The following is an 18,518-nucleotide window of genomic DNA, read 5'->3' as shown; positions in this document are numbered from 1 at the left end:
TGCGAAAAAACCGTTTAAACGCATCAATAAAAAACGTCGTTTACAAGTAGTTATAGCTTCCCTGATGACCTTTATAATTACGATAATCGGTAGTCTAGTCGTGCAAGATGTAAGGGTTGTTAATCAATTCTTTTTTCCAATAGTTCATGGAATAGTAGAAATAACAGATGATAATGAAGAATGGCGAGGCATTAGTTTCTTTTATGATTCGATTAATACACAAGATTATGTAATATACGATAGCTTTTTTTGGACAAAGGAGGTTATTAATGATGCGAATAGTGAGAGTGTTGTGTTGCTAAGAATAAAAGATGAACAGGGTAATATTATCATTGATGAGTTTCAAATTTCACCTGGCAATAGCATGAAATTTAAAAAATTAAAGAGAAATAAAAAATATTTCTTTGAAATAAAAGCACCCCTAGGACGATATACTATTAATGCAGTTTGAGAAACGAGGAGCTTTTTTTTGTCAATTTGCTGTTGAAACATATGCTGGTTAGTTGAAGAAGAACTGCTGTAATTTGGATATCTTTTTTAAAAAGAGTGTTTCGATAGTCGATTAGTTAAACAAAGGGCAGATTTCGTATTGGGGTTGATTGAATGAAAAAGTTAATTATAATTGGGTTGGTAATTTTATTACTTGTTCCGTTTTATATTGTACAAACAAAAAAACGCTTGTACGAAAATGAAATTGAAGACTTCCTGACAGAAGAGATGTCATACGGTAAGGAAGATATACAGTCAATTGAAGGTAAATGGCATCTTGCAGGGCTGCCAAAGTATTGGGTTAACGTCATTTTTTCAGATGAACCAAATGTGGTGTATATTTATTTTGCTCACAATAAAGAACAGATAGGACAGTATGAATATCATTCAATAGATTCCACGATTTTTTCAAAAGATAAATTAAAGCATTACGAGCCATACGAATGAAATAAAAAGTTGGAGATTATAAACTATTCCCTTTCAAAATTAATTAATTTTATTATCTCTGATAGATTATGATATTTTATGTGTTAGATCGTGAAGGAATGAACTTAAAGTAAAGGGAGCTTTAGTCGAACAACAGGGGCTTCTTAGGGAGCTCTTTTTGCTTGTTAAACTAACGGGGCGGTGTTTGTCAAGATAGTTGTCGCATATTGCTCTTTTTCTAGATTAGCTATTAAGTCGATATAGTTTCGTTTTTCTACCGCGCTTCGCTTGCTCTTCTGTTGATGATGGATCAGAGTTTTACTCTGATCCATCATCAATAGAAGAGGTGAATAAAGAGAGACTGAGGAATATAAATGCTATTCGTAGATATCTTCAATCGTTTATTAGCGGGTTTTATCTGTTCGTAATTTTTGTTTCATTGGATTTAATGCGACTGATTCGTGTGGATTCCAGTTTCTTGTTGATCCTGACCAGCGCTCTGGATGCTTTTGTTTTGCTAGTTGATAGATTTCATGTCGATTTTTTAGTACTTCAATATAGGCACCTGTGTGCCTTTGTTCTGGAGTAACGAAATTTATTCCGCTATGTTGATGTTCATGCGTGTGCCAATGAACGAACCTGGCGGTCCATGACCGCGCATTTTCAATTGATTCGAAGCCATCATACGGGAACTCGGGTCGATATTTAAGTGTTCGAAAGATTGCTTCAGAATGCGGATTATCGTTACTCACTCGTGGTCTGGAATATGAGCTTTGGATACCTAGTTTTTCAAGTAATACTTGAAACGTTGCTGCTTTCATTGGGCTTCCATTATCGGAGTGTAAGACAAGTGGAGCCCCGTGTATCTTTTCACTTATAATGGCTTTTTTAATTAATACTTCAGCGTGAGCGGCGTCTTCAATTCCCCAAACTTCCCAACCGACAATCTTTCGACTGAATAAATCAATGATCAAGTAAAGCTTATAATAGAGACCTCTAACAGGTCCTTTCAACCAAGTAATATCCCAAGTCCAAACTTGATTAGGAGCCGTTGCTAAATAACTTTCGGGTAATTTCGTTTCTGGTCTTTTACTTCGTCCGCGATGCTGCTGCATTTTCTCTTCGCGTAATATACGATAAAACGTTGATTCTGATGCGATATATATCGCATCATCTGCTAGCTTCGGCACAATTTGTGAAGGGGGTAAATCAACAAACTCCTCTTTTTTTGTAGTCTCTATGACAACTTGTCTTTCCTCTTCTGTCAGCTTGTTTATTGGTGTAGGTCGCTGCACATGGGGACGTTGATCTTCTTTTATTCCATCATCCGAAACCCAGCGTTCATACGTGCGAACACTAATGTTTAGTTCCGAACATGCCTTAGCCAATCGCGCACCGTTTAGATTCACTTCTTGGATAAGCTCTACCGCAAGTTCGCGATCTGACGAGATAATCATTCGTCCTCGTGGTCCCCCCAGATCGCTCGGGCCTTTTTTCTTAATAGTAATAAGGCCGCGGCTTCTGCCAACGCTTTCTCTTTTATACGTAGGTCTTTTTCAATCTCGATTGTCCGTCTTTTTTCATCCTTCAGCTCCTGGGAAAGCCGTTTAGTTTGATTCAGTTCACCAGTGTTGGCATTCAGACAAACAGAACGCCACGCGTCAATCTGTTCTTTATATAAACCTTTTTTGCGGCAGTATTCTGCAAGATTTGTTTCATTCATTGCGTAGGTTTCCATCACTACCAGAAACTTATCTTCACTACTCCAGCGATCTGAAGTCCGTCCGTTTCCAGGTGTTGCATTTCCGTCAATACGGGCTTTTTTTCTCCATTGATAAAGAGATTGTTCTGAAACACCTGTATCCTTACTAATACTCTTAACGGATTCGTTATTAGGGGGCATCATTCTTACTAGGACAGCGTCCTTTAATTCTTGGGTATATCTATTCCTATTTTCACTACTCATGTCGCACGACCTCCATCTTTAATTAAATTATAACAGGAGAGTTCTATACGACAACTAGCGTAACAGAGGGGGATTCCTTATTCAACTAACGACGCAGTTTAGTTGAACAAGATTATTTTTTAATTTTAAACTTTTACCAATAGATATCGTCAAACTTACGTATGGAGAATTGTTGTGGAATGTGAAATTTATTTTTGAAAGGGGAATTTAGAAGTGATGAAAAAAGCTATTATTTAAGAGTAGGGTGGAACGAAAATACTGATTTTAAAGGAAAATGTGTGTATGAAAATTAATATTAATTTATGATCCTTTATTCTTTCTTTATCTTGTATCCCTTTATTTCTATTGGCAATAACGCCTAAACTTATTAGGTTTTTCATCGATAATTTAGGAACTCATCCACTAAATATTGTCTTAGGCATTACGTTGATAACTTTTGTTCTTGGAATTCTTGGGTTAAAGGATGTAAAAGAATGGAAATCATTGACTAGAAGTATATTAACTATATTTTTCACAATTTGTTTTTCTGCGGTACTAATTTTTATAATATTTTTTGGCAGTATGCTTAGTTAACCTTCTTCAACTAACGGGTGCTTTACTTGAAGAACATTGAGTTGATTAAACGGCTCTTTTTCTTATTAAACTAAAGGGGCAGTTTAGTTTAATAATATATTTCAACTATAATAAATAAATGTTAGTATAAAATTATAATATTAAATCAATCTGAACTTACGCGGCTGAGGGAGGGCAATATGTGAAAAATTTATTATTAGCAATCTTAGGGGCAGTTGTGGCAGCGGTAGTATTAAGTTTGATAACAAAGGATTTTGAAATCGATGTATTAATTATCCTTATCTTAGGTATTGTACTTGGGTATAGCATTGGAAAGAAAGAAAAAGCAGACTCGAATTAGGGAACTATCTAACTGAATAGGGAAGTTATATTAGTAGTGTTACAATATCTTTTATTAAACTAACGAGTGCTATACTTGAAGATTGTTGAGCTGCTTAGACGGCTCTTTTTTCTTGTTCAACTAAAGAGGCAGTTTAGTTAAATAAGGAAAATCAAAGTTAGGTTCGTTTGAATGCTTAGGAACTTATAATAAATGATATTCGAAATTAGTAGAAAGGAGATAATTAATTGAAAAAAATCGGGGTTATTTCAGGTTTATTTATAGCCGTTATTGCAGTGTTCATATTAATAAATAAATTACATTATCCTTCTCTTCCAATAGATGATATATCTTCAAAAGAAGCGATTGATAAATTGAAGGAATCGGATAGTGAAATAGCTGAAATTGCAGTAGAAGGCAATTCTATTTGGTATATCACAAGTAGTGAAAACAAAGGTATTTCGATTGCTGACGAAAATTTAAAACAAATGGTTGTATCAAATGGATGGGAATTTAAACAGAAAGATGGTGGGGGTATGTTCTTTGAAAAAGATGGAGAAAAATTAATTGCTACTACTCAAATGTGGACTAAAAACTATGTTCTAGTTAAAATTTCAAGTAAATTAAAATAATCTTGAGAAGTTCTTTTATTCTTAGATTTTCAACAATATCATTTAACAAAACCAAAAAAAAAAGAAAAAACCATAAAGAAAGCATCAGCCGCCAAAACTGCATCTTTGGCGGCTTTTCTCCAGGTAAGAAGCCCCTCTATTCTTTCGTCCCAAAAAGCTTCTTCACTTCGTGTATCCGTGTTTTTGAAGAGCGGCGGATGAATAACCACCATACGAATACCGAGAAAACTGTGTAGGGATGCGACAAAGTCTTATCTCTACACATCCAGACATCTCGGTAATTGTATAGAAGTCATTCAATCCAAAGTGATCCAAAATCAATTAAACACGTAGCGGCCAGGGGGGATCAAGTTATTTTCTGGTTACTTTTAGTTAATCAACAGATATGTTTTTGCATTCAACTTTTCAGTTCAATCTTCACAAATGACAAAACAGGTTTATCCCTCAAATAAGAAATATGCCGCACTTGACTCGGACGGTTTCGCCCGCCATTATCATGAATGATTAGCTCAACATCATGATCTTTTTTTTCATAGCCAATCACAGGTACCCAGTGATAATCAAATTCGTAACTGCCACGCCAACGGAAAGAAAACCATTTATCAAACTTCGCCGCAACGGGTCGCCCACTATCAATTTGGCGTATCACTTCATCTATACTACACTCTGCAACAGTCCAGTCGGTGCCTAGGACTTCGCGCATATTACTCACGAAACGCCTTTTTGAAAGTCCGATTTTCGTCCCGCCAAGAAGTTTATACAATTCGTTTACATCATATGGCAATGCATTCGGAGAAATCTGATCCATTAGAACACGAGCCGTCACGGGTCCACAGGCAGAAGCCCGCAATGACTCGTTGATATCCAAGTCATATTGCGATTTGCCATTCACGTTCAGCATCTTTTTCACTAGGCACACCTCTCATAATGAAAAAATCACTTCATCAAAAAGAAGAAAGTGATTTGTCGTTTTCGGTTAGCAAAGTCTTTAATGAAGTTTTGAAGTTTACATAGGTTTCAATTTCCATGTGAATGCCAGCATGTACGACTTCTCTGACTATTCTTGGGTTAAACCCGACGAAAATAGGACGTACGCCCATTAGTTTCAATGTGTTATTCAGTTGGCCGATTTCGCTTGTAAGTATTGTAAAATCAAATTCCTCAACGTCATTTAGATCTAACCCAGTAAAATCGAATACTGCACAAATCGTAGCTCTGTGGTCTCCAACATAATCGAGGACGCGTGTACGAATTAAATTAAAACGATTTTGGCTAGTGTGGCCAGCAATTGGAACAAGAATTGTATTTTCGACAATTGAAGGAATGATTGGTGCCGCTGTATCTAGGAGAACCTTTTCATAGGAAGCGATTTTAGCTTTAAGCTGTCGGATTTCATTTTCGTAGTCCAATTAACGCACCTCGTTACCATTTTACCCTATTATACTTCATATGGTAAAAGGCTGCATGAAAAACGGATAGACATGAGTCTACCCGTATAGATGGTGTTTGAACGCTATTATGCTTTCACGCCTTCAAGGAATTCAGTAACTTGTGCTGGTGATTTTGCGTTAGCGCTATGCAGATGCGCCTGCTTTTCACCGTTCTGGAAAATAAGAAGACTTGGAATGCCCATGACGTCATACTTATCTGCAACTTCCGGCAGTACGTCACGGTCGACGTCATACCATGTGTACTCATTAAATTTCTCAACGATTGGATCGATAAACATATCCATGCGTCTGCAGTCAGGGCACCATCCTGCCTGGAATTTAATAAGTGCTTTGGAATCGCCTGCAATAATTTCATTAAACTGTTCAATTGTTGTAATTGGTTTCATAGTATATATTGACCTCCTTTATAGGGACAGTGTACAACGTAATCGCTTTAGTCGGGTAATGATATGTTTCAGATAACCAACAGGGAGGAATGAACTGCAATTCCTCCTCGATGGCCTAAGCCTCCGGCGGATGTCACAAAATTTGGACGCAATTACGTCGTGGCGAAATTGATTAAGATGAAAACTTTTAGATTTAAATATTGCGAAAACTAGCAATATGTTCTACAATAATAGATATAGAAACGGTTTCTATTTTTTTTGCCCAATAAATGAATGAGTGTTCATTCAAACGAAAAAGGGGAGGCTTCGCAAGTGACTTATCAAATTAAAAAAGCGGCAGTTTTAGGTTCAGGCGTTATGGGTTCGGGTATTGCAGCTCATCTCGCTAATATAGGGATTCCAGTATTACTTTTGGATATTGTTCCTGGAAAGTTAACTGAAGAGGAAGCGGCAAAAGGTCTTACGCTTGAAGATGGCATTGTGAGGAATAAGATTGCAACAGGTGCTTTGCAGAAACTATTGAAACAAAAACCTGCACCCCTAACGAAGAAAAGTAATCTGTCCCTTATAGAAGCAGGGAATTTCGAAGATCATCTGGAAAAATTAAAAGATGTTGACTGGGTTATTGAAGTGATTGTTGAAAATCTTGATGTTAAAAAAGGTTTGTATGAAAAAATAGATGCAGTTCGTAAACCGGGTACAATCATTACTTCAAATACATCGGGTATTAGTATTGAAGCGATGGCAGAAGGTCGTTCGGAAGATTTCCAAAAACATTTCATGGGCACACACTTCTTCAATCCACCACGTTACTTGAAATTACTTGAGATTATTCCAGCGAGCACAACAGCGCCGGAAGTACTTGAGTTCATGACTCGTTTTGGGGAAGATACGCTGGGGAAAGGCGTAGTAATTGCAAAAGATACACCGAACTTCATCGCAAACCGAATCGGTACATATGGCCTTCTTATCACGTTGCGTGAGATGGAGAAACGTGGTTATTCGATTGGGGAAGTTGACTCGGTGACTGGCACTTTGATCGGTCGTCCGACATCTGCAACATTCCGTACGCTTGACGTCGTTGGACTAGATACGTTCATGCACGTGGCGAAAAACGTTTACGACAAGACGGAAGGCGACGAGCAAAAAGTGTTTGAATTGCCGCCATTTATGAAGAAAATGATTGATAACGGTTGGATTGGTGCTAAGGCGAAACAAGGATTCTATTTGAAAAAAGGGAAAGAGATTCTCGAGCTAGATACAGAGACATTTGACTACAGTCCTGCTAAAAAGTTGCAAACACCTTCTATTGAAATGGCTAAACAACAAAAAGGACTCGCTAATAGAGTGAAAACGCTTGTCTATGCGGAAGATCGTACTGGTGAAATTTTGTGGAATATCCTGTCACCGACATTGCTTTATTCTGCACAACTGAACGGTGAAATTGCAGATGATATCGTTGCAATCGACAATGCTATGAAATGGGGCTTTGGATGGCAGCAGGGACCATTTGAAATCTGGGACGCAATCGGTGTAGCGAAATCTATTAAGAAGATGAAAGAGGAAGGCGAGAAAGTTCCAGCATTCGTTCAAAGTTTGCTCGATAAAGGCTATGAAACTTTCTATAAAGAAGAAGACAGTGAACTTTACTTCTTCGATGGAGAAGATTACAAGCTTGTTCCCGTTAATGAAAAAGTAATTGACTTGAAACGCTATAAGAAAAAACATGGCGTTATTAAAAAGAATTCAGGCGCTAGCTTAATCGACCTTGGCGATGGCGTGGCACTTCTTGAATTCCATTCACAATCGAATTCAATTGGTCCTGACATCATTCAAATGATCAATTTCGCTGTTGATGAAGTTGAGCAAAACTTCAAAGGGCTTGTCATTGGAAATCAAGGTAAAAACTTCTGTGTAGGTGCAAACCTAGGAATGATTCTTATGGAAGCACAAGATGACAATATCTTTGAACTTGATTTCACTGTTCGCTCATTCCAAAATGCCATGATGAAAATCAAGTATTCGTCAAAACCTGTTGTTGCAGCACCATTTGCAATGACGCTTGGTGGAGGGACTGAGGTTTGTCTGCCAGCAGCACATATTCAGGCGTCAATGGAAACCTATTTGGGGCTCGTTGAAGTTGGCGTTGGTTTGATACCAGGCGGCGGTGGAAACGTAGGGCTTTATACGAAACATTTAAAAGGATTGCCGAAGGGCGTTCATATTGACTATCAATTTGTTGCCAATAAAGTTTTCGAATCAATTGCGACTGCAAAAGTTTCCACTTCGGGAGACGAAGCACGTGAAAATAACTTCCTCGATTTCGCAGATGGTATTAGTGTCAATGCAGATCACTTAATCTATGATGCGAAACAAGCAGCTATTGCATTGTTTGACATGGGTTATAAAGCACCTAAACGTGAGAAATTCCCAGTTACAGGTGATTCGGGTTATGCGACGATGCTTCTCGGAGCAGAGGGGATGTTCCTATCTGGCTTTATCAGCGAGCATGACTTGAAAATCGCGAAGAAGCTGGCGTTTGTTTTATCCGGCGGAAAAGTACCATACGGAACACTTGTTGACGAACAATATCTGTTAGACCTTGAACGTGAAGCGTTCCTTAGCCTTGTGGCGGAACCAAAATCACAACAGCGTATGCAGCACATGCTCGTAAAAGGCAAACCACTGCGCAACTAAGTTTGTATTGTATAGCAAAATGGGTGTTCAAAAAGGAGGATGAAAAGTGCCGAAAAGTGAGGGCAGTCTAAAGTCGCGACGTCCTGTCGCATCAAAGAGGGATGAACTTCAATCCCTCTCCACTGCATGACCTACTTCCTGTAGGCCTCAATTTTCACCGGACTTTTTGAACAACCGATATAAAGGAGGAAATTCAATGCGTGAAGCAGTACTAGTAGCCGGTGCACGGACACCGGTGGGAAAAGCGGGTAGAGGTTCTCTTGTAACCGTACGCCCGGATGATTTAGGAGCACTTGTCATTAAAGAAACGTTGAAACGTGCGGGTGGCTATGACGGCCCAATTGATGACTTAATCATTGGCTGTGCGATGCCTGAAGCTGAACAAGGGATGAACGTTGCACGAAATATTGGTGCGCTAGCGGGCCTTCCTGATACGACGCCCGCAATTACAGTAAACCGGTTCTGTTCATCAGGTCTTCAATCAATTGCTTATGCAGCTGAGCGCATCATGCTTGGTCACTCGCAAGCGATACTTGCAGGCGGAGTCGAGTCAATGAGTATGGTACCGATGATGGGGAATACAATCAGACCGAATGCTCACTTAGCAGAAACGGCTCCACAGTATTATATGGGAATGGGTCACACTGCTGAGCAAGTTGCAGTAAAATACGGTATCACGCGTGAAGAGCAAGATGCATTTGCTGTACTGTCACATAAAAAAGCAGGTGCAGCGATTGCAGCTGGAAAATTCGATGATGAAATCGTACCAGTCGAAGTCGTGAAGCGTTCTGTAGATGATACTGGCAAATATAGCGAGAAGAATTTCACATTTAAAATGGACGAAGGAGTCCGTCACGGAACAAGCGTAGAGGGATTAGCGAAATTGCGTCCGGCATTTTCAGTAACGGGTACTGTTACGGCAGGTAACTCGTCACAAACATCAGATGGTGCTGGCGCAGTACTTGTGATGGACCGTGAAGTGGCAGAAGCGCAAGGATTGAAGCCAATCGCGAAATTCCTGTCATTTGCTGTAGGCGGCGTACCACCTGAAGTGATGGGAATCGGTCCAATTGTAGCCATTCCAAAAGCACTTAAAATTGCAGGGCTTTCTATTGAGGATATCGATGTATGGGAGTTGAATGAAGCGTTCGCTTCTCAGTCACTTCAAGTTATCCGTCATTTAGGTCTTGATATGGATAAAGTGAATTTCAACGGTGGAGCAATCTCTCTCGGGCATCCACTTGGGGCAACGGGATCTATTTTAACGATTCGTATGATGAGTGAATTAAAACGTCAAGGCAAACAGTTCGGAGTCGTTACCATGTGTATCGGTGGCGGAATGGGCGCAGCCGGCGTGTTTGAACTGTTGTAAGAAATTATAAAAAATGCTGGATAACGTAAAAGGAGGAAACAACATTGACTGAATTAAAAACAAACGAACTGATTAAAGGCGGAGCTTTCCTAACAGAAGACATTGAAGCTAGCCGTGTATTTACGCCTGAAGATTTTACGGATGAACAGAAAATGATTGCGAAAACAACAGAAGATTACGTGAAGAATGAAGTTCTACCTGTTGTGGAAAATCTTGAAAATCATGAATTCGAGCACTCTGTAAGACTACTGAAATCTGCAGGGGATCTTGGACTTCTAGGGGCGGATGTACCTGAAGAATATGGTGGCCTTGGACTCGACAAAATCGCGTCTGCACTTATCTCTGAAAAAATGTCTGTAGCAGGCGGATTCTCGATCACGCATGGCGCACACGTTGGTATCGGGACTTTGCCAATCGTCCTTTTTGGAAATGAAGAGCAGAAGAAAAAATATTTGCCGAACTCTGTATCAGGTGACAAAATCTCTGCATATGCACTGACTGAACCAGGTTCAGGTTCTGACGCACTGGGTGCGAAGACAAATGCGAAAATGAATGCTGCTGGAACACACTACGTTTTGAATGGTGAAAAACAGTGGATTACGAACGCTGGATTTGCGGATATTTTCGTTGTTTACGCGAAAATCGATGGCGATAAATTCACTGCGTTTATCGTTGAAAAAGAATTCCCAGGTGTATCTGTCGGAGCTGAAGAGAAAAAGATGGGTATCAAATCATCATCAACTCGTACGCTAATCTTACAAGACGCAGAAGTGCCAGTTGAAAACCTGTTAGGAGAAATTGGTCGTGGACATATTATTGCGTTCAATATCTTAAATATCGGCCGTTACAAATTAGGAGTCGGCACAATGGGCGGATCTAAACGTGCGCTTGAACTTGCAATTACTTATACAAATCAACGTCAACAGTTTAAAACGCCAATTTCTTCATTCAACTTGACGAAACAAAAATTATCAACAATGGCATCTAAGCTTTATGCAGCTGAGAGCTTGATTTACCGTACAGTTGGTTACTTTGAAGAGCGTCAAAGCCAGTTGAGCCTTGAAGAGCAAAAAGATGGCAAAGCAATTGCGGCAGCAATCGCAGAATACGCAATCGAATGTTCAATCAATAAAGTCGTGGGATCTGAAGTATTGGATTACATCGTCGACGAAGCCGTTCAGCTTCATGGCGGATACGGTTTCATGCAAGAATATGAAGTAGAGCGCATTTACCGCGATTCACGCATCAACCGTATTTTTGAAGGAACGAATGAAATCAACCGTCTGCTAGTGCCAGGCACGTTCTTGAAAAAAGCAATGAAAGGCGAATTGCCATTGCTACAACAGGCGCAAGCACTTCAAGCAGAACTCCTTATGATGATGCCTGAAGAAATCGGTGACGAAGCGCTTGCACAAGAAAAAGCACTTGTGAAAAACGCTAAGAAAATTGGTTTGCTCGCTGCTGGTCTTGCCGCACAACGTTTCGGCACGAAGCTAGAAGCCGAGCAAGAAGTACTTGTAAACATTGCAGACATCGCTAATAATGTCTTCGCAATGGAGTCTGCACTTCTACGTACAGAAAAAGCAATTGCGCGTAACGGGGAAGACAAAGAACAACAGAAAATTCTTTACACACAAATCTTCTGTCAAGAAGCATTTGAGGATATTGAAAGAGATGCGAAAGAAACGCTGATGGCAGCTGTTGATGGCGACAACCAGCGCATGATGATTTCTGCACTGCGTAAATTGACACGCTCAAATCCATACAACATTATCGCGAAAAAACGTGAAGCGTCAGTCAAGCTGATTGAAGCGGAGAAGTATATCGTTTAATACGTTTGTTGATTAACGATTTAATTGCATAGAACGCTGGCGAAGAGGGCTTGAAAATCGCCATTTTCACTGGACTATTTTCGGTCCGCTTTCGGCTAACTAATCACGACACTATTACTGAGAGGCAGGTGTGGCTAGAAGTGACTCCATCACTTCTATCCACACCTTTTTAGTTATCCTGTTGTGATTATTCACCTGTCGCGTTCCTACATTAGTTAAGTGGAAAATCCAGTTTCTTTGGAAGAAAAGAATAGAAGAATTTCTATAAAGAGTGTAAGTGCCCGAAAATGAAATTTCTGGCACTCTAGCACGTTCTACATTGCGTTCTTTGCTTACTTTCAGCAAAGATTATGTGGTGCTCTATAAGAAGGTGACACTTCTTTAATATAAAAATAGAAATACTATATAATCGGCACGATTAATTTAGAATTCTATAGAACCTATACTACTTCCCTTGTACGGCGAATGAATCTAGCGAAGGAGCGACAAGTGTGAGCCGGAGTAATGAGACCAAGGAGGGATGCAGTTCAATCCCTCCCCAGTGATCTTCTGGGGGGCTCATTACGGGAGGCCATCACCAAGCGACGAAGCGGTATTGGAAACTACTTCCTAGTAATAATCACAAAAAATTCCCTTGCTTTGCATTTGTTAAGTGCTGGTACATATCAAGACATCCCGGTAATCGTATAGAAGTCATTCAATCCGAAGCAATCCAAAATCACCTATACACGTAACGCCCAATAGGTACCTGGACGTCTTTTCTGTTATAATGGCGAAAATGGAGGCGTTGCGGTATGGGTTTAATTTACTACGGTTATCCGAAGTGTGGAACATGCAGGAAAGCAAAGCAGTGGCTTGAGATGAACAATCTGGACTTCCAGGAAGTGAACATAGCGGAAGCTCCTCCTTCAGCAGAAGAGCTCGGGAAGATGATTGCAGCATCCGAATTGGAGTTGAAAAAGTTTTTTAACGTTAGCGGGACGAAATATAGAGAGCTAAACTTGAAAGACAAATTACTCACAATGACAGATGAAGAGAAAATCAGCTTGCTATCATCTGACGGTATGCTGATTAAGCGACCACTTGTTTTTGGAGACGGTAAAGTGACTGTTGGTTTTAAGGAAGAACAATTCGACAAAGTATGGGCTAACTGATTTCCTTTCTTGTTTTTATCCGAGAAATATGACAGAATTGAAGAGAATGAAACTATTTATTTGGAGGGATACGGAATGAGCACACCAAAAGATCTGCGTTATTCTGAAGAGCATGAATGGGTAAAAGAAGAAGGCGGTAACTACCGCATTGGTATTACACATTTTGCGCAATCTGAACTTGGCGATATCGTATTTGTTGAACTTCCATCTGTCGGCGACGACATCAAAGCGGACGAGCCTTTCGGAAGCGTTGAGTCAGTTAAGACAGTGTCTGAACTTTATGCACCAATTAGCGGTAAAGTAATTGAAGTGAATGAAGGACTTGAAGACAGCCCTGAGTTTGTCAATGAATCACCGTATGACAATGCATGGATGATCGTTGTTGAACCTTCAAATGCTTCTGAACTGGATGAACTTATGTCAGCTGAAGCGTATGAAAAAATGACTGCCGGAGAATAACTAAGACACGGCGCCGATATCTTTTTCGGCGCTTTTTGCATCTCTATATAGAATAGAGCGATGAAGGAGGGTACCCTCGTGTCGGATGATAGAGTAATTATCGTTGAAGGCGGTTCGGATAAGAAACGTTTGGCCCGTATACTTGTTGAGCCTGTCGAGATTATTTGTACGAACGGCACAGTAAGTCCTTATCGGCTTGAAGAATTGCTTGCACCTTACGAAGAACATGAACTATTCGTCTTCGTTGATGCGGATGAAGATGGAGAAAAGACCCGTATTTTATTCAGAAGGGAGTTCCCGGCAGCTATCCATTTGTACACAGAAAAGGTTTACCGGGAAGTGGAGACAACTCCATATAAAGTGTTAGCTACAATACTACAAGGTGCGGATTTCAAAATCCGACCGGAATTTCTAATTTAAAGGATGTAGAATTAATGGAGACTTGGACACGTGAACAATGGGAGATGGCTTTGAAAGAGTCTTCAGTAGCAGTGTTTTATTTATATACACCGATGTGTGGAACATGTGCGGTCGCATCTAAAATGATGAACGTTATTAACGTCATGAGACCAGAAATACTAATTGGGAAAGCAGATTTGAATTATGTTCAAAACATCGCAATTGACTATGAAATCGAAAGCGTTCCTTGCCTTCTTATACAAAAGGATGGCGTTGTAGTCGATAAAATTTATGCTTTTCAGTCAGTTCCGTATCTGCTTGAAAAAATTGATTGACAATTGATGTGGAACTTTGATATACTTCGTCTTAACATTCAATTGAATAGGTCACTCTTATTAAGAGAGGTGGAGGGATAGTGCCCTGCGAAGCCCGGCAACCGTCACGAAAGTGAAATGGTGCCAAGTCACACAAAGCGTAAGCTTTGATAGATGAGAGATTGGACAACGTTTATTTTTTGATAACGTCAAGCCTTTCTGCCCGTCTGCAGGAAGGCTTTTTTATATGGAAAAGCGGAGAGCGCCGGTAAGGCCTTATGACCCGAGCATCTGGACGCTGGAGCTAGACAGAGTTAGTAACAAAACAATTTTTCAGAGGTGAAAATGATGATTCATTTAACGGATATTAATAAACGATTCGGTGTAGGGACAGGCAGTATTTCTGCAGTCGAGAATGTATCGCTTGAAATTGCTGACGGTGAGATTTTTGGAGTCATCGGCTACAGTGGGGCAGGAAAAAGTACGTTGATCCGACTATTGAACGGTCTTGAAATGCCGACATCGGGCAGTGTGAAAATAGGAAGTCTAGAAATATCAGCAATCAAAGGTAAAGAACTGCGGGAAGCGCGACAAAAAGTAAGTATGATTTTCCAGCACTTTAACCTACTATGGTCTAGAACAGTAAGGGAGAATATCGCTTTCCCTCTTGAAATAGCAGGTGTACGAAAAGCCGTGCGTGAAAAGAAAGTGGCGGAACTGATTGAATTAGTCGGTTTGAGTGGTCGCGAAAATGCGTATCCATCTGAATTGTCTGGTGGACAGAAGCAGCGCGTAGGGATTGCTCGTGCGCTTGCAAACGACCCTGAAGTCCTTCTTTGTGACGAAGCGACTTCAGCTCTTGACCCAGAAACGACGGATTCAATACTTGATCTTCTGACAGGCATTAATGAACGACTTGGACTGACGATTGTTCTTATTACACATGAAATGCACGTTATCCGGAAAATTTGTCACAGAGTTGCCGTAATGGAAGCGGGCAAAGTTGTCGAGTTAGGAGATGTCCTCGATGTGTTCCAATCACCGAAAGAACCGATTACGAAGCGGTTTGTTTCCCAAGTGACGGAGCCTGTGGAAGCGAGGCAGGCAATGGCGCATATTAAGGAAGAATTTCCTTCAGGAACGCTTATCAAGCTCGTTTTTGTAGGGGAGAAAACAGAGCAACCCGTGCTCGCAAGTCTCATTCGGAAATTCACTGTCGATGTGAATATCGTTCAGGGGAACATTTCTCATACACATGGCGGAGCATACGGCACACTCATACTTCAGCTCCTTGGAGATTCGGCAATCATTGAGGAAGCCATTCTCTACCTCCATGAAAATGATGTTCAGACGGAGGTGATTGGCAATGATTGAAAACCTTTTTCCGAATGTCGATTGGACTAAGATGTGGGAAGCGACAGTAGAAACACTCTATATGACAGCAATATCTACTTTGTTCACGTTAGTTATCGGACTAGGACTAGGAGTATTACTCTTCCTATCAAGTCCTGGTCAACTGTGGTCGAATAAGTTGGTCAATTTTATTTCGGGGGCATTCGTCAATATTTTCAGATCAATCCCGTTTATCATATTAATTATTCTGCTTATACCGTTCACGAAATTTCTTATAGGCACTATGCGCGGACCAGATGCAGCAATGCCAGCTCTCATTATTGGGGCGGCTCCGTTTTATGCAAGAATGGTGTTGATTGCATTGCAGGAAATTGATAAGGGTGTTTTAGAAGCTTCGAAGTCAATGGGAGCGAAAACGAGGACGATTATATTTAAAGTTCTTATACCTGAATCGATGCCTGCGCTTGTTTCCGGCATTACTGTAACAGCCATCGCACTTGTTGGGTACACTGCGATGGCGGGGATTATTGGCGCAGGTGGTCTTGGGACACTCGCGTACTTAGATGGATTCCAGCGTAGCCGTGAGGACGTTACACTTGTTGCAACAGTCATTATTTTAATCATCGTTTTCATTATTCAATTCATCGGGGATTTCGCGGTGAAGAAATTCGACAAGAGGTAATAGCAGGCTTCACCTGTTAATCATAGACCAACAAGGGAAAAGGGGAGAAATTATTATGAAAAAACTATTAACGGGGATTTTATTAGCAGTACTGGTATTCGCATTGGCAGCTTGCGGAGCGAAAAATGACAGTGGCGATAAAAATGCAAGTGGGGGAGACAAAGTTGTCGATGAAACCGTTGAAGAAACGAAAATCGTCATTGGTGCATCTAACACACCGCACGCAATTATTTTAGAAAAAGCAGCACCGATATTGAAAGAAAAGGGCATTGAACTTGTCATTGAAACATACCAAGATTATGTTTTGCCAAATAAAGATCTTGAGTCTGGAGAATTGGATGCGAACTTCTTCCAACACATACCTTATTTAGACCAACAAGTAATTGACCATGGTTATAAATTTGCGAATGCAGGGGCTATCCATATCGAACCGATGGCTGTGTACTCAACTAAATATAAATCAATCGAGGAACTTCCAGACGGTGCTGTTATTATATTCAGTAACTCTGTAGCTGAACATGGCCGCGTTCTATCTTTGCTTGAGTCAGCTGGATTAATCAAATTGGCTGACGGAGTAGATAAAGTAAAAGCTGAAGTGAAAGATATTGTAGAGAACCCTAAAAATCTTGAATTTGATGCGAATTATGAACCATCGCTTTTACCGCAATTGTATAAAAACGATGAAGGTGACGCAGTTGTTATCAACGCAAACTATGCAATTGATGCAGGTTTGAATCCGGTTGAAGATTCGATTGCAATTGAAGCGACAGAATCTCCATACGCGAACATCATCACAGTAAGAGAAGGCGATGAAAATACTAAAGCAATCAAGACATTGATTGAAGTATTGAAATCGAAAGAGATTCAAGACTTTATTCTTGAAGAGTGGGGCGGCGACGTCGTTCCAGTAAAGTGATTTGATGATGAGAGTGGACAACCGGCTTTACCTGTCATCCAGATTAACATTATAGAAAAAGGGAGATCATGAAATGAAAAAACTTATTACAGGAATTTTATTAGCAGTACTCGTACTTGCACTTGCAGCTTGCGGAACAGGAACAAAAAATGCGAGCGACAGTAATAATGTAAGCAAAGAAGACAATAACAAGAGTGGCGGGGAAAAAGAATTAACTAAACTTGTAGTCGGCGCTTCCAATACACCGCATTCGATCATTCTTGAACAAGCAAAACCGTTATTGGAGGACAAGGGTTATGATCTTCAAATCGAAACCTATCAAGACTATGTGTTGCCGAATAAAGATCTTGAATCCGGCGACCTTGATGCAAACTATTTTCAGCACATTCCTTATCTAGAGTTGCAAATCAAAGATGCCGGATACGATTTTGTGAATGCAGGCGGTATCCATATTGAACCAATCGGTGTTTATTCGAAAAAGTATAAATCACTTGATGAACTTCCAAATGGTGCGACGATATTAATGAGTAGCTCTGTTTCGGATCACGGACGTGTGCTTGCAATGCTTGAATCGAAAGGACTTATCAAACTTGACGAAAGCATAGATAAAACAGCTGCTGAACTGAAAGATATCGTTGAAAATCCTAAAAAAATTAAATTTGATGCAAACTACGAACCCGGCCTAATGCCACAACTTTACTCAAATGATGAAGGCGATGCATTGCTGATCAACTCGAACTTTGCAATCGATGCGGGCTTGAATCCGATTGAAGATTCTATTGCAATCGAAGACGCGGATTCACCTTATGTAAATATCATCGCTGTAAGAAAAGGCGATGAAGATAAAGAGTCGATCAAAGCTTTGATTGAAGTATTGAAGTCGAAAGAAATTCAAGAATTCATTATAAAAGAATGGGGCGGCACAGTCGTTCCAGTAAAATAAGTAGGAAGAAAGCTCCACCGATGATTTTGGACTCTTTGTCAAATGACGTTGGTGAAGAATAGTAGCTAACCATAACTTAGTTATTGTCGGGCTATCCTGGAAGTCAGTAAAGCTGATTTTTCAGGATAGTCCTTTTTCATATAGTCTTCCAGGTA

Annotated in this window: 20 protein-coding genes and 1 riboswitch; of the genes, 15 read left to right on the top strand and 5 right to left on the bottom strand. The window is 40.2% G+C overall.

From position 1 onward, the window contains the following. Together I2484_RS19060 and I2484_RS19055 are read left to right on the top strand one after the other, a co-directional pair. Positions 1–451, top strand: a 451-nt coding sequence (locus tag I2484_RS19060; protein WP_207152652.1) for a hypothetical protein, incomplete at its 5' end; no start/stop codon positions are given. Between the two features lie 152 nt (positions 452–603). Beyond that, positions 604–936: a DUF3139 domain-containing protein gene (locus I2484_RS19055; RefSeq protein WP_207152651.1), complete on the top strand. Its 333-nt coding sequence runs from the start codon at positions 604–606 to the stop codon at positions 934–936. 383 nt (positions 937–1,319) lie between these two features. On the opposite strand, the gene I2484_RS19050 is transcribed toward I2484_RS19055, so the two are convergent. Together I2484_RS19050 and I2484_RS19045 are read right to left on the bottom strand one after the other, a co-directional pair. Then, entirely contained in the window at positions 1,320–2,372 is a 1,053-nt protein-coding gene (locus tag I2484_RS19050; RefSeq protein WP_207152650.1) for an IS3 family transposase, read from the bottom strand. After that, on the bottom strand, positions 2,369–2,881 hold the full coding sequence (locus I2484_RS19045) for a transposase (RefSeq protein WP_207152649.1): 513 nt from the start codon (positions 2,879–2,881) through the stop codon (positions 2,369–2,371). The genes I2484_RS19050 and I2484_RS19045 overlap by 4 nt, the downstream gene beginning before the upstream one ends. A 754-nt stretch (positions 2,882–3,635) precedes the next feature. On the opposite strand from I2484_RS19045, the gene I2484_RS19040 reads away from it, so the two are divergent. Next, on the top strand, positions 3,636–3,794 hold the full coding sequence (locus I2484_RS19040) for a hypothetical protein (RefSeq protein WP_207152648.1): 159 nt from the start codon (positions 3,636–3,638) through the stop codon (positions 3,792–3,794). Between the two features lie 227 nt (positions 3,795–4,021). After that, positions 4,022–4,405 carry a hypothetical protein gene (locus tag I2484_RS19035; RefSeq protein ID WP_207152647.1) on the top strand — a complete coding sequence of 128 codons (384 nt, stop codon included), beginning with the start codon at positions 4,022–4,024 and terminating at the stop codon, positions 4,403–4,405. A 397-nt stretch (positions 4,406–4,802) separates the two neighbouring features. Here the strand turns inward: I2484_RS19035 and I2484_RS19030 are convergent, their stop codons facing one another. The 3 genes from I2484_RS19030 to I2484_RS19020 all read right to left on the bottom strand — a co-directional run bounded on the left by I2484_RS19030 (position 4,803) and on the right by I2484_RS19020 (position 6,242). Next, positions 4,803–5,306, bottom strand: a complete 504-nt coding sequence (locus tag I2484_RS19030; protein ID WP_218628064.1) for a C39 family peptidase — start codon at positions 5,304–5,306, stop codon at positions 4,803–4,805. Positions 5,307–5,349: 43 nt separating this feature from the next. Continuing rightward, positions 5,350–5,814: an STAS domain-containing protein gene (locus I2484_RS19025; RefSeq protein WP_207152645.1), complete on the bottom strand. Its 465-nt coding sequence runs from the start codon at positions 5,812–5,814 to the stop codon at positions 5,350–5,352. 107 nt (positions 5,815–5,921) lie between these two features. Continuing rightward, complete coding sequence (locus tag I2484_RS19020; protein ID WP_207152644.1) at positions 5,922–6,242, bottom strand: thioredoxin family protein; 321 nt, start codon at positions 6,240–6,242, stop codon at positions 5,922–5,924. A gap of 312 nt (positions 6,243–6,554) precedes the next feature. On the opposite strand from I2484_RS19020, the gene I2484_RS19015 reads away from it, so the two are divergent. The 11 genes from I2484_RS19015 to I2484_RS18965 all read left to right on the top strand — a co-directional run bounded on the left by I2484_RS19015 (position 6,555) and on the right by I2484_RS18965 (position 18,363). Then, positions 6,555–8,939 (top strand): 3-hydroxyacyl-CoA dehydrogenase NAD-binding domain-containing protein, encoded by a 2,385-nt coding sequence (locus tag I2484_RS19015; RefSeq protein WP_207152643.1) that lies wholly within the window; start codon positions 6,555–6,557, stop codon positions 8,937–8,939. Between the two features lie 196 nt (positions 8,940–9,135). Further along, complete coding sequence (locus I2484_RS19010) at positions 9,136–10,311, top strand: acetyl-CoA C-acetyltransferase (RefSeq protein ID WP_207152642.1); 1,176 nt, start codon at positions 9,136–9,138, stop codon at positions 10,309–10,311. A gap of 44 nt (positions 10,312–10,355) precedes the next feature. Then, complete coding sequence (locus I2484_RS19005) at positions 10,356–12,143, top strand: acyl-CoA dehydrogenase family protein (RefSeq protein WP_207152641.1); 1,788 nt, start codon at positions 10,356–10,358, stop codon at positions 12,141–12,143. Between the two features lie 794 nt (positions 12,144–12,937). Further along, complete coding sequence (locus tag I2484_RS19000; RefSeq protein WP_207152640.1) at positions 12,938–13,297, top strand: arsenate reductase family protein; 360 nt, start codon at positions 12,938–12,940, stop codon at positions 13,295–13,297. Positions 13,298–13,372: 75 nt separating this feature from the next. Beyond that, positions 13,373–13,756 carry a glycine cleavage system protein GcvH gene (gene gcvH / locus I2484_RS18995; protein WP_207152639.1) on the top strand — a complete coding sequence of 128 codons (384 nt, stop codon included), beginning with the start codon at positions 13,373–13,375 and terminating at the stop codon, positions 13,754–13,756. 78 nt (positions 13,757–13,834) lie between these two features. Next, positions 13,835–14,176: a toprim domain-containing protein gene (locus I2484_RS18990; RefSeq protein ID WP_346014222.1), complete on the top strand. Its 342-nt coding sequence runs from the start codon at positions 13,835–13,837 to the stop codon at positions 14,174–14,176. A gap of 14 nt (positions 14,177–14,190) precedes the next feature. Beyond that, a complete protein-coding gene (locus I2484_RS18985; protein ID WP_207152637.1) occupies positions 14,191–14,490 on the top strand; it encodes a thioredoxin family protein in 300 nt (99 codons plus the stop codon). Positions 14,491–14,544: 54 nt separating this feature from the next. Beyond that, positions 14,545–14,650, top strand: a riboswitch (SAM riboswitch). A 167-nt stretch (positions 14,651–14,817) separates the two neighbouring features. Further along, entirely contained in the window at positions 14,818–15,843 is a 1,026-nt protein-coding gene (locus tag I2484_RS18980) for a methionine ABC transporter ATP-binding protein (protein ID WP_207152653.1), read from the top strand. Next, complete coding sequence (locus I2484_RS18975; protein ID WP_207152636.1) at positions 15,836–16,504, top strand: methionine ABC transporter permease; 669 nt, start codon at positions 15,836–15,838, stop codon at positions 16,502–16,504. The genes I2484_RS18980 and I2484_RS18975 overlap by 8 nt, the downstream gene beginning before the upstream one ends. A gap of 55 nt (positions 16,505–16,559) precedes the next feature. Beyond that, the gene (locus I2484_RS18970) at positions 16,560–17,420 is read left to right on the top strand and encodes a MetQ/NlpA family ABC transporter substrate-binding protein (protein WP_207152635.1); all 861 of its coding nucleotides are present in this window, start codon (positions 16,560–16,562) and stop codon (positions 17,418–17,420) included. 73 nt (positions 17,421–17,493) lie between these two features. Then, complete coding sequence (locus I2484_RS18965) at positions 17,494–18,363, top strand: MetQ/NlpA family ABC transporter substrate-binding protein (protein WP_207152634.1); 870 nt, start codon at positions 17,494–17,496, stop codon at positions 18,361–18,363. The last annotated feature ends 155 nt before the right edge of the window (positions 18,364–18,518 follow it).

It is taken from the genome of Sporosarcina sp. E16_8, from assembly GCF_017347095.1.
Lineage (GTDB): Bacteria > Bacillota > Bacilli > Bacillales_A > Planococcaceae > Sporosarcina.
This window is presented reverse-complemented; position numbering and strand designations above follow the sequence as displayed.